General features: G+C 66.0%; 14 protein-coding genes. 4 read left to right on the top strand and 10 right to left on the bottom strand.

Features of this window, described 5'->3' with window-relative positions:
• Window positions 1–45 precede the first annotated feature (45 nt).
• The 4 genes from BUC15_RS06820 to BUC15_RS06805 all read right to left on the bottom strand — a co-directional run bounded on the left by BUC15_RS06820 (window position 46) and on the right by BUC15_RS06805 (window position 4,434).
• Window positions 46–948, bottom strand: coding sequence for a carbohydrate ABC transporter permease (locus BUC15_RS06820; protein ID WP_073186787.1), 903 nt, complete (start codon window positions 946–948; stop codon window positions 46–48).
• Entirely contained in the window at window positions 945–1,844 is a 900-nt protein-coding gene (locus tag BUC15_RS06815) for a carbohydrate ABC transporter permease (RefSeq protein ID WP_073186786.1), read from the bottom strand. Before BUC15_RS06815 ends, BUC15_RS06820 begins: the two co-directional genes overlap by 4 nt.
• Before the next feature lie 12 nt (window positions 1,845–1,856).
• Window positions 1,857–3,128: an ABC transporter substrate-binding protein gene (locus BUC15_RS06810; protein ID WP_073186785.1), complete on the bottom strand. Its 1,272-nt coding sequence runs from the start codon at window positions 3,126–3,128 to the stop codon at window positions 1,857–1,859.
• Between the two features lie 280 nt (window positions 3,129–3,408).
• Window positions 3,409–4,434 carry a LacI family DNA-binding transcriptional regulator gene (locus BUC15_RS06805; protein WP_073186784.1) on the bottom strand — a complete coding sequence of 342 codons (1,026 nt, stop codon included), beginning with the start codon at window positions 4,432–4,434 and terminating at the stop codon, window positions 3,409–3,411.
• Window positions 4,435–4,746: 312 nt separating this feature from the next.
• On the opposite strand from BUC15_RS06805, the gene BUC15_RS06800 reads away from it, so the two are divergent.
• Complete coding sequence (locus tag BUC15_RS06800) at window positions 4,747–5,619, top strand: hypothetical protein (RefSeq protein WP_139280128.1); 873 nt, start codon at window positions 4,747–4,749, stop codon at window positions 5,617–5,619.
• A 73-nt stretch (window positions 5,620–5,692) separates the two neighbouring features.
• On the opposite strand, the gene BUC15_RS06795 is transcribed toward BUC15_RS06800, so the two are convergent.
• Both BUC15_RS06795 and BUC15_RS06790 read right to left on the bottom strand, forming a co-directional pair.
• A complete protein-coding gene (locus tag BUC15_RS06795) occupies window positions 5,693–7,624 on the bottom strand; it encodes an acyl-CoA dehydrogenase family protein (protein WP_073186782.1) in 1,932 nt (643 codons plus the stop codon).
• Between the two features lie 3 nt (window positions 7,625–7,627).
• Window positions 7,628–8,257 (bottom strand): TetR/AcrR family transcriptional regulator, encoded by a 630-nt coding sequence (locus BUC15_RS06790; RefSeq protein ID WP_073186781.1) that lies wholly within the window; start codon window positions 8,255–8,257, stop codon window positions 7,628–7,630.
• 70 nt (window positions 8,258–8,327) lie between these two features.
• Between BUC15_RS06790 and BUC15_RS06785 the strand changes: the two genes are divergently transcribed.
• Genes BUC15_RS06785 through BUC15_RS20735 form a run of 3 tightly spaced genes read left to right on the top strand, consistent with a single transcriptional unit; the run spans window position 8,328 to window position 11,839 of the window.
• Window positions 8,328–9,572 (top strand): acetyl-CoA C-acetyltransferase, encoded by a 1,245-nt coding sequence (locus BUC15_RS06785; RefSeq protein WP_073186780.1) that lies wholly within the window; start codon window positions 8,328–8,330, stop codon window positions 9,570–9,572.
• A 1-nt stretch (window position 9,573) separates the two neighbouring features.
• Window positions 9,574–10,962, top strand: a complete 1,389-nt coding sequence (locus BUC15_RS06780) for a 3-oxoacyl-ACP reductase (protein WP_073186779.1) — start codon at window positions 9,574–9,576, stop codon at window positions 10,960–10,962.
• Window position 10,963: 1 nt separating this feature from the next.
• A complete protein-coding gene (locus BUC15_RS20735) occupies window positions 10,964–11,839 on the top strand; it encodes a MaoC family dehydratase (RefSeq protein WP_073186778.1) in 876 nt (291 codons plus the stop codon).
• A 271-nt stretch (window positions 11,840–12,110) separates the two neighbouring features.
• Here BUC15_RS20735 and hepT read toward each other — a convergent pair whose 3' ends face one another.
• The 4 genes from hepT to BUC15_RS06755 form a co-directional block, all read right to left on the bottom strand.
• Entirely contained in the window at window positions 12,111–12,557 is a 447-nt protein-coding gene (gene hepT / locus BUC15_RS06770; protein WP_073186777.1) for a type VII toxin-antitoxin system HepT family RNase toxin, read from the bottom strand.
• Window positions 12,554–12,946 (bottom strand): nucleotidyltransferase domain-containing protein, encoded by a 393-nt coding sequence (locus tag BUC15_RS06765; RefSeq protein WP_073186776.1) that lies wholly within the window; start codon window positions 12,944–12,946, stop codon window positions 12,554–12,556. Before BUC15_RS06765 ends, hepT begins: the two co-directional genes overlap by 4 nt.
• A 152-nt stretch (window positions 12,947–13,098) precedes the next feature.
• Window positions 13,099–13,497 (bottom strand): PIN domain-containing protein, encoded by a 399-nt coding sequence (locus BUC15_RS06760; RefSeq protein WP_073186775.1) that lies wholly within the window; start codon window positions 13,495–13,497, stop codon window positions 13,099–13,101.
• Between the two features lie 159 nt (window positions 13,498–13,656).
• Complete coding sequence (locus BUC15_RS06755) at window positions 13,657–13,995, bottom strand: type II toxin-antitoxin system PemK/MazF family toxin (protein ID WP_073186774.1); 339 nt, start codon at window positions 13,993–13,995, stop codon at window positions 13,657–13,659.
• Between the last annotated feature and the right edge of the window lie 82 nt (window positions 13,996–14,077).

The following is a 14,077-nucleotide window of genomic DNA, read 5'->3' as shown; positions in this document are numbered from 1 at the left end:
GGCCCCAAGCCCTCACCCGCCCTTCCTGCGGTTCAACAGCAGTTGTCAGTCCTTGACCGACCCGAGCGTGAGACCGGCGACGAACTGCTTCTGCAGCACGAAGAACACGATCAGCACCGGCAGCGCCGCAATGATCGAGCCCGCTGAAAGCAGGTTGTAGTCGGTGAAGAACGTGCCTTTCAGGTTGTTCAGCGACGACGTCACCGGGAACTTGTCGCCAGATTGGAGTAGAACCGTCGCCCAGAAGAACTCGTTGTAGATCCAGGCGACCTGCAACGTCGCAAGGGCGGCCAGCGGAGGGCGGCACAGCGGCAGCGTGATGCCCCAGAACTGGTACCAGACCGACGCGCCGTCGAGGCTGGCCGATTCGTAGATCGCCTTGGGCAACGTCTTCATGTAGTTGCTGAGGACGAACGTGCAGAACCCCGTCTGGAAGGCCATGTTGATGATGACCACGCCCAACTGAGAGTTGAGCAGCGAACCGGAGTCGGACATCCAGTAGGGCAGAGGGATCGCGCGGAAGATGCGGTAGATCGGCACCAGCAGCGCCTGTGGGGGTAGGAGGTTGGCAGAGACGAAGATCGCCAACATCGCGAAGTTGAACTTGAAGCTGAACCGGGCGAGCACGAATGCGGCGCTCGAACTCAGAAGAAGCGTTAGGCCGACCGCGAGGATCGTGATGAATGCGGAGTTCAGGAAGCTCGTCGTGAATCCGCCTCGCTCCCATGCGTTGAGGTAGTTGTCGAAGGTGAATCCTCCGAAGCTGATGTAGCCGTGCTCCAAGGTGAAGCCGTAGTCGCGGAACGAGTTGAACAGCGCCCAGAGCATCGGAAACAGCCAGATGAGTGCCATGCCGAGGAGGAAGACCTGAAGCACGACCCGGCCGGGGGTGAGCGGTCTCTTCTTGAGTTTGCCGAGTTCTGCGAAGTCGGGTGTGGTGGTGCTCACCGGTCTTCTCCCTTCATGACGACGCGGAGCTGGAAGATGATGAAAATGGAACTGAGGATCAGCATCAGCGTCGCCAAGGCTGATCCGAAGCCGATCCTGCTGGCCTCACCCGCGACGTTTGACGTGACGAGAGTCGAGATCAACTCGAGGCCGTTTCGTCCGCGGTTGATCACCCAGGGCAGGTCGAATGCGCGCAGGCCCTCAATGAAGGTGATGGTCATGACGATGATGTTGATGGGGCGCATGACCGGGAAGATGATCCGCACGTATGTCTTGAATTGGTTTGCGCCGTCCATCTGCGCAGCCTCGCGCAGGGCGGGATCGATGCCCTTCAGGCCGGCTAGGTAAAGCAGCATGACGTAGCCGGTGTGGCGCCAACCGGTGGCGACGATCGCGGCCCAGATGTTGATGTTCGGGTCGCCGTACCAGTCGATCTGCGTGCCGAAAAGCATGTTCAGCAACCCTTGGTCGCGGCTGTACATCAGCTGCCAGATGAACCCGATAAGAGCCGCGGACAAGACGACCGGAAGGTAGAACGAGGTCTGGTAGAACCTGCTGCCCCGGATCTCTTTGTCCAGAAGGACCGCCAGGAACATGCCGAGCGGGGTGAAGACGACGAATAGCCCGACGAGCCACAGCACGTTGTGCCCGATGGCCGGCCAGAACGTCGGGTAGACGGTCGTGGCCTCGACGTAGTTGCGTCCACCGATGAACTCGATCCCGGAGAGGGCGCCAACGCCATCCCACGAAGTGAACGAGAGTATGACGGTGAACAGGGCCGGGATCCAGATCAGCCCGACCACTACGAGGGTGGGGATGAGCCCCATCAGCACCGGTGTCGCCTTGTCCATGGCGGAGGTCTGCTGCCTTGAAGCAGTTGTGGTTTGTGAAGTCATGATCAACTCCTTTCAGCTCGTGAAGAGGAAGTGCTTCTGCTTCTCGACGGTGTCGAGAATCGAATCGATGTTGCCGGGGTCCCGGATGAAGGCTTGCAGCGCTGGCCCGATGACGGTCGAGGCGAAGTCGGGTCGCGAGTCGCGGTCGAGGAACTGCGAGATGTTCTTCGCTTCCTCGATCACCTTGACCGCCTTCTTCTGGAGGGCGCTGTAGTTCGACTGATCGGCAAGTGAGCTCGCCGCGATCCGGGACGGGTCGGCCGCGACGATGATGTCGGCCGCCTCCGGGGTGCTGAGGTAGAGCATCAGGTCGCGGGATCCTTGCAGATTGCGCGGATCGGCGGCCATCATGAAACCGTCGATCGGAGCTTCCACCACATCGGCTCCGATGGCGGGATCGATCTCGGGGAAGATGAAGAAGTCCAGGTCGTCCTTGGCCTCTTCAGAGGCGGCGAACTGCTGCTGGAGGAACATGCCGAGCAGGAATGTCCCGGACTGCTTCTGCAGCAGGCTCTGAGCCGCTTCCTGCCACGTGCGGCCGAGCGCGGCTTCCTGGGCGTAGGGCAGCATCTGGGCCCAAACCTCGAACACCTTCTTCACCTGGTCGCCGTCCCAGGCTTCGTTCCCGGCGAGGAGTGAGATGTGGTAGTCGTAGCCGTTGATTCGCAGGTTCAGCATGTCGAACGTGCCCATCGGCTCCCAGCCGTCCTTGGCCGCGAATGCCATCGGGATCAGCCCGTCGGAGGCCATCTGCTGGTTGAGCGCCATCCATTCGTCGAACGTCTTCGGCTCGGAGTAGCCGCGCTCTGCGAACAGGCTCGGGCGGTAGAAGACGGCCCATGGGTAGTAGGTCATCGGCATGAAGATCTGGCGACCGTCGGTCGTGCTGGAGGCGTTCTTCATGGATTCGGGCATGCCCTCGACGTTGGCCCACACATCGGAGATGTCCGAGACGAGCTCCTTCTCCGCGAAGTAGCGCGCCCGGTACCCGGCAAACCAAGTGAACACGTCGTCCGGCCGACCCTGAAGGTAGTTGGTGATGCCCTCCTTGAAGGTCTCGTGGTCGACGGTGTTGACTTTCGTCTCGTGGGCGGTGAAGCCAGCCATCATTTCGGCGAACGCCTTGCGCGGCGCGTCGTCTGACTGATCCGAGCCGACGGTCACCACCTTCGTGTAGTCGACGCTACCGGAGCAGCCGACGGCGGCCGCGGCCGTGACGCCGAGGGAACCGAGCAGGAACGAGCGTCGTCCCAATCTCGGAAGTAGGAATGCTGGTTGTTTCATGTCTCCTCCGGTAGGTCAGGCCTTGGTGAGGGGGTGGGACGTAGACACGTCTTTGATGGGATCGTTCACACGCGGAAATCTCGTGTGTCTAGGCGGCAACACTGCAAGCATCTATCTCCTTTGAGAGGTGCATTCTGATTCTCCATGGGAGCACTCACACACTAACACGTGCGTGTCAGTCCAGGCAAGACCTTCTTGGTGAGGTTCTTGAACGGTGGCGTGTAGCTGAGTCTTATGTCTTTTGACAGGCGGCCTCGCCTCGGGCGGTTCGACGCCTCGGTCAGGAGCTGCTTCGGACCAGCAACTCGGTCGGGAATATGCGATGCCCGGGGTCACTGCCGTTGGTCCATTCGGCCAGCATCTGGATCGCGGTGCGCCCCAACTGCTTGATCGGCTGGAAGACGGTGGTGAGCTGCGGGCTGAGCTCGAGCCCTATGGCGTGACCATCGAAGCCTACGACGCGGAGGTCTTCAGGGATGCGGAGGCCGAGTTCGTGAGCCGTCTCGTAGGCTCCGGCGGCCATCCTGTCTGACGCGCAGAAGACCGCGTCGATGGACGGGTCGCGCTCCAGGAGTTGAGCGAGCGCGATGCGTCCCGACCGCGGCCCGAAATCCCCATGAGCCACGATGGCCGGGTCGAATGCGCGTCCGAGGGCCTCCCGGTATCCGGCGATGCGGTCGATGCTGCCGGTGGCGTCTTCCGGGCCGGCGATCATCGCGATCCGGCGCGCCCCACGCTCCAGGAGGTGCGCGGTGGCGTCGTAGCCGCCGCGCCGGTCCTCGATCGTCACCGTGCGCAGCCACTTGGATGAGACCCTCGGCCCGGGGCTCCCGCACACGACCACCGGAACGTCGGCCTCCAGGAGGGCGCCGAGCATGGGGTCGTTGGCATGCGGGCTGAGGTGGACCACGCCGTCGACGTGCCGCGAATCCAGGAATCCGACGGCGCGTCGACGCTCCTCGTCGTTGCCGGCGAGGACCAGGACCAGTGCGGTGTCGCTACCGGTCATGGCGTCTGAGACGCCTTGAAGGAGCAGGGAGAACGTGGGGTCCTCGAACAGCTCCTGCTGGGGTTGGGTCAGGAGGACGGCAACGGCATCGTTGCGTCCGGACGCCAGTGAGCGGGCGTGGGGGTTGGCTCGATAGCCGCACGCGGCGATCGCCTGCTCGACCGCCTTGCGGGCGTCGGGGCTCACCCTGGGGGACCGGTTCAGGACCCGGCTGACCGTGCCGCGAGAGACGCCGGCCCGGTCGGCCACGTCCTGGATGGTCGCGCGGCGGGGGGGAGTGGGATCGGGCTGTGACATCTTGCGTGACCTCCTGAATGCGCTTGCGCCGACCGACGACAGCCCGCAGGCGTCTCCTGCCCCGCCCAGGGCGGTTCGGTGCGTCGGGTCGCCAGGCTCGCGTGCCTCTCGTGATCGCCTTGTGTGAGCGCTCCCAATCTATGGCACACGTCGACACCACACAAGGGTCATCGAAGGCAAGCAGCCAGGTGGACTGGCTCCCCTCCGGGGCCCTGCGCTGGAACGTGCCCGTAATCTGGAGGGGAGAGACTATTTGCATGTGGTGCCGGGAGCCGGGGCAGATGCCCCCGCATGGGCCCAGCGGAGAGAGTGATGATGGGCAGTGTTGAACAAGTCGACGGGTCGAGTGCGCCCGGAGCAACGGCGGAGCGTCGCGAAAAGAGGGATTGGGGGGTCCGAGGCTCGGATGTCCTAGCGGGTGCCTGTGTTGCATCGGTTGCCGCAGTCGCCGGTGGGTATCTCGGCGCGTTCGGGAGCGTGGCGAGCGCCTTCATGGTCAGCATGATTTCAGGCATCACACTGCCGATCCTCAGAACGCCGCTGCGATCGGGAGAGGACAAGCTTCGTGGGTTGGCCGCCAAGAAGGCCGAGGGTAAGGGCGATACGTCGACCGGAGCCTCTGCGACGACCGATGCGTCCACACCGTCAGGTGTGTCCGACGCCGATGAGGCTGAAGGTGCGTTCGACGCCGATCCTGGGGAGGAAGGCGATGTCGCCGGGCGGCGCAAGCATCGTTTCCGGGTAGCTGTGGCCACCACGCTGATCGCCTTCCTCCTCGCATTTGCGGCGATCTTCGTCGTGCAGGCGATCTCGGGAACCGCGTTGTCCAATGGCACAGGTCAACTCCAGGAACGCGTGACCGGAAGCCACCCCGAGGGCTCGGCGACGCCGTCGATATCACCGAGCGCCTCGACGGAGACGGCCCCGACGGAGACGACCCCGACGGAGGACGCGACGGACGATGCGACGGAGGAGCCGACGACTCAGCCCTCGGCAGAAGAGTCAGAGTCGTCTGACGAGTCCACGTCGACGCAGTCTGAGCCCGCCCAGCAGGAGACCGAGTCGAGCGAAGAGGTAGATCCCGTGCTCGGCAGCGACCAGGCCGATGCGTCGGCGACCGAGGCCCCCGCAGCCGACGACTCGGCGGCCGAGGCCCCAGCTGCTGCCGAGTCGGCCGTCAGCTAGCGGCAGCCGACATCTCCATAGTGCGTGGAAGGTCGCCGGCGAGGCGCGTCGCCCCGAAGCGGGACGCCTCGCCCTAGCCAGCCGCTCCCGCCAGGGGCGGAACCGCCGTGCGTGGGTGGCGCATCCAGGCCTCGGGGACGCCCAGGCCCTCGACCAGTTCCTTGGACCGGGGCCTCAGCTCGCCGCACAGCTCATCGACGGTGGCCGTGATCGACTTGCTGCGGCGCGGGTCGAACGCCTCGTGCTCCAGGTACCAGGCGCGGTTAGCCTCGATCGTGGACAGCGCGTAGAGGTCGCACACCTTGACCAGTAGCGCCTTGATGTAGTCGTCCGCGCAGCCGTCGATGGCCTCCACGAAGTCCTCGAGTACCACGCGGTCGATGTGGGCGCGCGCGGCCTCAAGCATGTGCGGCTGGCAGCGGTTGACCGCCTCGAAGCCGTCCTCGGCCTTGCTCGCGGCCCTCATCCGCTGCGCCAAACCCTCGACGACATGGCTCTCACGGAACTCGAACATCTGGATCTGCCATCCGCGCGCTCGCAGCTTCTGTGACTCGGGCTTGCGGTTGGCCGAGGCCACCAGCCGGTCGATCAGCGAGCGTGCAGTCGTGCGTTCCAGCACGGTGCCGCCGATCAGGCGCGCTGTCTTCTGCGCAGTGCCGCGCATGTCCATCTCGCCCCACGAGGTCTTGTAGTTGAGTAGCAGGGCCTTGGCCACCAGTTGCAGCAGCACGGTGTTGTCGCCCTCGAACGTCGCGAAGATGTCGGCGTCCTGGCGCAGGAGCGTGATGGCGTTGTCGGACATGTAGCCCGCGCCGCCGCACGCCTCGCGGCACTCTTGGATCGTGTCGTTCGCCCAGCGCGTCTGTGCCGCCTTCATGCCTGCGGCGAAGGTCTCGAGCGCCCGTGCGGCGTGGGCATCCGCGCCCCCGGCGTCCGTCACCCTCTGCAGTTCCAGCGCGAGTTGGTTCTGGGCGAACCCGAAGGCGTAGGCCGTGGCCACGTTCGGCAGCAGGCGACGCTGGTGGGTGAGGTAGTCGAGCAGCCTGATCTCTTCGCCGAGGCCGGGCTGGCGGAACTGGCGCCGTCGGTTCGCATAGTTGACCGAGATGGTCAGCGCCTTCCTGGTGGCCGACGAGGCGCCGCCGCCGACGCAGATCCGGCCGCGTACCAGCGTCCCGAGCATGGTGAAGAAGCGGGCGTTCTTCGACTTGATAGGTGATTCGTACTCGCCTGCCTCGTTGACGCCGCCGAACCGGTCGAGCAGCATCTCCCGGGGTACCCGGACGTGTTCGAAGGAGAGGGTGCCATTGTCGATCCCGAGCAGGCCGCCCTTGTGGCCGTGGTCGCCGGTCGTGACGCCTGGCAGCGGGTGGCCGGTTTCGTCGCGGATCGGGACCAGGGCAACGTGGATCCCCTGATGTTCGCCGTTTACCCAGAGCTGGCCGAACACGGCCGCCATCCGGCCGTCGCGGGCCGCGTTTCCGATGTAGGCCTTGGTGGCCGACGGGCTCGGCGAATGGACGACGAACTCGCTGGTCTCCGGGTCCCACGTGATCGAGGTCTCGATCGACTGCACGTCCGAGCCGTGCCCCAGTTCCGTCATGGCGAAGCAACCGGGCAGTTCGACGCTCATCGCCCCGGGCAGGAATGTCTCGTGGTGCCAGGCGGTGCCGAGGTTGACGATCGCGCCGCCGAACAGGCCGTGCTGCACGCCCGACTTGATGGTCAGCGACAGGTCGCCCATCGCCATCATCTCGAAGTTGGCCACCGAATCGGCCGTGTTTCCGGTGCCACCCTGCGCCGCCGGGAACCCGGCGGTGGCGAAGCCGCTGCGGGCCAGCGGGATCAGGTGATCCAGGGTCCAGTCCCGCGCCTCTTCCATGCCCAGGGCGGTGTCGCGGATCATGCTTTCGGCAGGAACCTCGTCGCGCCAGCGCTGTTTCAGGTCGTGGAACGGCCCGTCAAGGGCCTTGCGAAGGGCTTCACCTGTCGGTGAGATGGTCATGACTCAACTCCTGTGTTGGGCTTCGAATGCGGGTGCGAAAAACTGATCGATGTATGCGACGACCTCGGCTCGGGGGCGCCTCAGGTTGGTGACGATCCAGCGGTCGGCGACCGCCCAGATGAACCCGACGGCGCCGTGGGCCCAGATGTTCGCAGGCTCTTCGTCGAGCCCCTCCCCGCGCAGCCAGGCGCGGAAGGCCTCGGCGACCTCGTTGCCGATCCGGGTGGTGATGCTGAGCACCGGGTCTTCCGTGGGGGTGTCGCCGGTGGGACGCGACGACACGAACAGGTACAGGTTCCGGTCTCGTTCGACGACCGCCAGATAGGCGTCGGCAAGCTCCGCGACCAGTTCGCGGGGGCCGAGGCGCTCGGCGTCGTCGAGCGGGAGCTTGCGCAGGATGTAGTCGTGGACCGATGCGACCACCGCGCGGTACAGGCCCGCCTTGTCGCCGAAGTGCCGGTAGAGCACGGTCTTCGAGGTCTTCGCCTGGGCGGCGATCTCGTCCATCCCGACACCCGGGCCGAGCTTGCGGATGGCGCGCACCGCGTCGTCGACGAGGGTGTTGCGCCGCTCGGCGTTGTGCTGTTCCCAGCGCGCGGCACGCCCGTCGACCACGTCGTCAGAGAGTTTCATGAAACCGAGAGTATCTGAAACTTCTCGTACCTGCTACTCTCGTTCACAGATAAGTCTGAGAGGATCAACGATGAGTTCACGTAACGCGGTGGTGGTCGGTGGAAACCGCACCCCATTCGTCAAGGCCGGCGGCAAGTACGCCGCGGCCTCCGCCCAGGACCTGATGACTGCCGCCCTCGACGGCCTTGTCGCCCGCTTCGGGTTGTCCGGGCAGAGGGTCGACGAGGTGGTCGGTGGCGCGGTGCTCAAGCACACGCGCGACTTCAACCTGACGCGCGAATCGGTGCTCGGGTCGGCGCTCTCGCCGCTGAGCCCGGCCTGCGACCTGCAGCAGGCCTGCTGCACCGGGCTCGAAGCCGTCGTCTACGTTTCGAACAAGATCAGGCTGGGGCAGGCCCAGGTGGGCATCGCTGGCGGTGTCGACTCCGCCTCCGACGCCCCGATCGTCGTCACCGAACCGCTCCGCAAGGCGCTGCTGGCGCTCAGCCGGGCGCGCTCCCTGCCCGAGAAGCTGGCCGCCCTCGCCAAGATCCGGCCAGGCGACCTGACGCCGGTGCCGCCAGCGGTGATCGAACCGCGCACGGGGCTCAGCATGGGGGAGTCGCAGGCGCTGACCACGAAGAAGTGGGGCATCAGCCGGGCGGAGCAGGATGCACTGTCGCTCGCATCGCATCAGAGCCTCGCCAAGGCGTGGGACGACGGATTCTTCGACGATCTAGTCACCCCGTACCTGAGGGTCGCCAAGGATGCGATCCTGCGCCCCGACACCACCATGGAGGCGTTGGGCAGGCTGCGGCCGGTCTTCGGCAAGGGCGAAGGCGCCTCGATGACGGCGGGCAACTCCACAGCGCTCACCGACGGAGCGGCCGTCGTGCTGCTGGCGGAAGAGGAGGAGGCGAAGCGTCGCGGCTGGCCGGTGCTGGCGAAGGTGGTCGACGCGCAGGTCGCCGCCGCCGACTACGTCAACGGCTCAGACGACCTGCTGCTCGCCCCGGCTGCAGCGCTCCCGGTGCTCCTGGAACGCAACAACCTCAGCCTCGGCGACTTCGACTTCTACGAGTTCCACGAGGCCTTCGCCTCGACGGTGCTCGCCACCCTCAAGTCGCTTGAACAGGCCGGGGTCGGCACCGTCGACCGTGCCAGGCTCAACGTGGCGGGTTCGTCACTGGCGACCGGGCATCCGTTCGCCGCGACCGGCGCCCGCATCGTCGCGACCCTCGCGAAGCTGCTGGCCGAGAAGGGCCCCGGGTCCCGCGGCCTGATTTCCATCTGTGCGGCCGGCGGCCAGGGCCTCGTCGCGATCCTGGAGGCATGACATGGACATTCTGGAGACGATCTACGCCACCCCCGCAGGCAAGTTCGTGGCTCGCAAGGTCGGGCTGGCCGACCCTCCCAAGCTGCGCCGTGGCCGGCTGTTGCCGACCGGCCCGATCGTGCTCGGCGAACTCGAAGGGGGACGCATCGGTCGCGAGACCCTCACCCTGATCGGGGTCACCCCTGGCCAGCCGGTGTTGGACGTGCCCGAGGCCCGGGTCAAGGACGAGAAGGGCCGTGCGGTGCCGCCTCGCTACCCGGCCAAGCCCGGTGCGATCGTCGTCGACGCCACCGGGGTGCGTGAGCTCACCGAGTTGGAGGGGATCCGCTGCCTGCTTCGCCCGGTGATGCGCTCGCTGGAGCCGTCGGGCCGGATCGTCATCCTGGCCAGCGATGCGTCGGCCGTCGAGGGGCTTGAGGCCAAGGCCGTCGCGCAGGCCATCGACGGCATCAACCGCACCATCGGAAAGGAGCTGAGGGGCGGGGCGACGTCGAACCTCGTGTTCCTGAAGGAGGGGACAGGGCCGTCCGACCTGGCGTCGACGCTGTCGTTCCTGCTCGAGGGTCGCTCGGCGTTCGTCGATGGGCAGACGTGGCGGGTCGGGCCCGCGAAGGTCGCCCATGAGTTGAGCGCCAAACCGTTTGCCGACCGGATCGTCGTCGTCACAGGAGCCGCCCGCGGCATCGGGGCGGCAATCGGGCGTACCTTCGCCCGTGACGGGGCGACCGTGGTCGCCGTCGACATCCCGGCCTCGGGGGACGCGCTAGCCAAGGTCGCCAACGAGCTCGGCGGCTCGGCGCTGCAGCTCGACATCACCGCAGCCGACGCAGGCGCCAGGATCGCCAGCCACGTGGCCTCCCGCCACGGTGAGGATGCGCGAATCTGGGCAATCGTCCACAACGCCGGGATCACCCGCGACCGGATGCTGGCGAACCTGGACGAGAAGACGTGGGCCTCGGTCCTCGACGTCAACCTGGCCGCAGAGATGAGGATCAACGACTTCCTGCTCAGCGCCGACCATCCCGGAGGGCTCGGGGAGGAGGCCCGCATCGTCGGCATCGCATCGACATCCGGTGTGGCGGGCAACAAGGGGCAGACCAACTATGCGGCCTCGAAGGCTGGCGTGATGGGCTACGTCTGGGCGCTGAAGGAAGATCTGGCAGACCGGCCGATCACCGTCAATGCGGTGGCCCCCGGGTTCATAGAAACCGAGATGACCGCGGCGATCCCGTTCGTCCAGAGGGAGATCTTCCGGCGCACCAACTCGCTCAGCCAGGGCGGCAACCCCGTCGACGTCGCCGAGACACTCGCGTACCTGTGCGGCCCGGCCTCCGGTGGGGTCGACGGGCAGGTCGTGCGGGTCTGCGGCCAGAACCTGATCGGGGCCTGAGATGGGTCGCGACGTCCGCTCGTTGTCTGCACCGCCCGACACATCGAAGTTGCTCCTCAAGGGGCTGACCGGGTCGATCCGCAAGCGCGGAGGCACCGTCTCGGCGCTGCCTGAGCGCAGCTACCTGCTGCTGGATCAGCGCCAGGACCTCGCCAGGTTGGCCGCTTACGACGCCGTCTGCGGGTTCACGCTGCGCGACGAGGTCGCGCCCACTTGGCTGCACGTCCTGACGTTCCCGCTGCAGGCGGCGCTGATGGCTGAGGACGACTTCCCGTTCTCACTGGCGGGCCTCGTGCACGTCAGCAACCAGATGACGCTGCACCGCCCGGTTTCGGTGGGTGAGGTGTTGCGGCTGCGGGTCTGGGCGGAGAACCTCCAGCCTCATGCCAAGGGGGCGGCCTTCGATATGCGCGGCGAGATCCACGTGGGCGACGAGCTGGTGTGGGAGGGGTCGTCGAACTACCTGGCGAGCGGGGTGAAGATGGCGGGGGAGCCGGTGAAGGCGGAGCGGCTGGTCGCTCCCGGGGTCGAGCCGTCACAGCTGTGGCGGCTGCCCGCCAACCAGGGGCGACGCTATGCGGCCGTCTCGGGGGACGCGAACCCGATCCACCTTTCGCCGGTGACGGCCAGGCTGTTCGGGTTCCCGCGCCCCATCATCCACGGGATGTGGACCCACGCGCGGGCGTTGGCGGCCTTCGGGGGGCGGCTGCCGTCGGCCTACCGGGTGTCTGTCCAGTTCGCCAAGCCGATCCTGCTGCCAGGCAAGGTCGGGTTCGTTTCCGAGCCGCGGGGCGACGGTTGGGGTTTCGCGGTGGTCAACCGTGAGGGCAAGCCGCACCTGGTCGGGGAGCTGGTCGCGGGGGCAGAGTCCGCTTGACGGTTTGGGCCGTGCACAGATCTCTGCATACGTCGAGGCAGGGCCTATATCGGCTCGGGTCGACGCATAGAGAGATCTGTGCACGCACCTGTCGACCAGCCGGGACTGTTCGGGCAGTCCAGCGAGACACTACTGGTGGTCACTCCCACCGAGTCGCTGCCTCTGGGCTGGATCGGCTCCACGGCTACCAGCAGTGCGCAGCAGGCGGGCTGCTTGCTGTCTTGAAAGGACGAGTGCTCTTGGCCTCCCTGAGTTGGGGAGGGCTCAGAGGTCAGTTGGTGGTCGCGTTGATCAGCCAACGCCCGATCTGCCGGACGTATTCGCGGTAGTCGGCGCGGAATTTGGGGATGCTGTCCGCCACCTGTTGCCAGTCGATGACGGCGTAGCCGTGCACGAGTAGGTTCCTCATCCCGGCGCTGGGTGCCAGTCGGATTGCCAACTCCTCCGGGATGGAGCCAGCCAGGGCGGCCGCGTGGAAGGACTCGCGGTAGGTGGCCGTTGCTTTGGGTGAGCCCTTGCTGGCGGCAATGTGGATGTTGACCGATGCGGCGAGTTCGACGAGTTGGGTCAGCGCGCGTTCAAGGGCGAGTCGCAGTACCGGGTCGCCCTGTATGCGTTCGAGGCCCATGTCGCCGATGCCGTCGAGCACGTCTAGGAGGTCGGTGATCAGGTTGAGCTTGGCGGTGATGGTGTCGGGGGAGAGTTCTCGCGCGGTCATTGGCTCATCACCTGCAGGGCTAGTTCCCGGAACTCGCGGGTGTCGTTCCATTCGCCGTAGGCCGCCATCTGCTGTGTCGCGAACGTGCCGGGTACCCGTTCTGCGAGGATCTTGCCCGGGCCGAGTGCTTCCCAGCGCGCGATCGGGTTGGCCCGGCGCAAGTCCATCAGGTCGATGCCGTCGCCGTAGCGTTCGTCGAAGGCGTTGATTACGTCGAGTTGGGAGACATCGCCGGCGGCCAGGTATGCGAGATCCACGTCGCGGGCGGTAGCAGGATCGGTGACGGTTGAGCCGAAGAGCACCAGCAAGTCGATGCCTTGGCTCACACAGAACTCTTCAAGCCCAGGATCGGCCTTGATCCTGGCAAGCAGTTCGGCGGTGCGGGACATGGACCCATCCTATCGAGCACGTCCCCAAGTTGATGGTTGCCGAGTCGGGTGGTTCTGGACCTGTGGCGGTGGTGAGGGAAGCCGGATTCCCGCCGAGCAGGTCTGAACAGAGTCGGCTGGTGACCACGGCATCGGAAGGCGCGCCTTGCGGTTCAGGTCTCGATGGGGTCGAAGGTCTCGTATCCGATCAGCTCGGCCACTTGCTTCATGGTGGCGTCGTGGGTGACGACGATGGCGTCGAGCCCGGTGTGGATCAGGGACGCCAGGTGGATCGCATCGAGGGTCTTGATGTGGGGGACGATCGCTTCGGCCTCCGCAAGGACGGCCTCGGTAAGCGGGATCAGGTACAGGTGGTCGATGATCTCGTCACGGCCTCTCACGGGAATGCCGTCGCGCCGCAACACACGGGTCAGCTCGGTTCGCAGGAGCCGAGACGCCAAAATGGCCGAATCATCTTTCTTTGTCTCGGTGTCGAACCACTTCGCGGCGGAAGGGGAATGGCCGTAGAGCAGTAGGGCGGCAACAGACGTATCGAGCAGGAATCGGCTCAATGTGAGCCTTTCATCTCGTCAACGATGTCCTCAAGTGGGCGGCCATCTGCCGGCTCGATCCGTGGCAGGGAACTGGTTCCTTCCGGGTATCGGGTTGGAGGGCGCGACCGTGCTGATCGCCGCCCGGCCAGCTGCCGGGCTGGGGCTGTGGAATCCGGCCTACCGGCCGCCGGTCAGAAGTGCCAGAATCTGATGGACTTGGTCGACCGTTGCTTGGGGGTAGGGAGTGCGGTCGACGCGCGTGACCCGGTCTATCGACATGGACTTCACCTGCTCGCACATCGCCACGGTCGCTGTCGGCGCGGTGGGATCGAGGTTCACGTGGGTGGACCATGCGCGGTCGGTGTGGGCCAGTGGCACTGCTATGAGTAGTCCGCGGGCGCGGTGTAGAACGGGCTCGGACAACACGAGCCAAGGTCGGTGCTTGGCCTGTTCGCGGCCCATGGTTGGATCCATGCTCGCCCAGACCACATCGCCGCGCGAGATCAGCTGGGTCACTGGCCCGCCTCGAATCGAGCAATCGAGTCCTCGGCATCGTCGATGAATGCCGCATCCGCCTCGTCTACGGTGCCGCCCCGCA

The organism is Tessaracoccus bendigoensis DSM 12906, from assembly GCF_900141915.1.
In the GTDB taxonomy this organism is placed as follows: domain Bacteria; phylum Actinomycetota; class Actinomycetes; order Propionibacteriales; family Propionibacteriaceae; genus Arachnia; species Arachnia bendigoensis.
The sequence above is the reverse complement of the archived record's forward strand: the minus strand, read 5'-3'. Positions and strand labels throughout refer to the sequence as shown.

Bases quoted from the DNA above. Each gene is read 5' to 3' on its own strand.
- BUC15_RS06815 (WP_073186786.1), bottom strand. From the start codon at position 1,844: ATGACTTCACAAACCACAACTGCTTCAAGGCAGCAGACCTCCGCCATG.
- BUC15_RS06810 (WP_073186785.1), bottom strand. From the start codon at position 3,128: ATGAAACAACCAGCATTCCTACTTCCGAGATTGGGACGACGCTCGTTC.
- BUC15_RS06805 (WP_073186784.1), bottom strand. From the start codon at position 4,434: ATGTCACAGCCCGATCCCACTCCCCCCCGCCGCGCGACCATCCAGGAC.
- BUC15_RS06800 (WP_139280128.1), top strand. From the start codon at position 4,747: ATGATGGGCAGTGTTGAACAAGTCGACGGGTCGAGTGCGCCCGGAGCA.
- BUC15_RS06795 (WP_073186782.1), bottom strand. From the start codon at position 7,624: ATGACCATCTCACCGACAGGTGAAGCCCTTCGCAAGGCCCTTGACGGG.
- BUC15_RS06790 (WP_073186781.1), bottom strand. From the start codon at position 8,257: ATGAAACTCTCTGACGACGTGGTCGACGGGCGTGCCGCGCGCTGGGAA.
- BUC15_RS06785 (WP_073186780.1), top strand. From the start codon at position 8,328: ATGAGTTCACGTAACGCGGTGGTGGTCGGTGGAAACCGCACCCCATTC.
- BUC15_RS06780 (WP_073186779.1), top strand. From the start codon at position 9,574: ATGGACATTCTGGAGACGATCTACGCCACCCCCGCAGGCAAGTTCGTG.
- BUC15_RS20735 (WP_073186778.1), top strand. From the start codon at position 10,964: ATGGGTCGCGACGTCCGCTCGTTGTCTGCACCGCCCGACACATCGAAG.
- hepT (WP_073186777.1), bottom strand. From the start codon at position 12,557: ATGACCGCGCGAGAACTCTCCCCCGACACCATCACCGCCAAGCTCAAC.
- BUC15_RS06765 (WP_073186776.1), bottom strand. From the start codon at position 12,946: ATGTCCCGCACCGCCGAACTGCTTGCCAGGATCAAGGCCGATCCTGGG.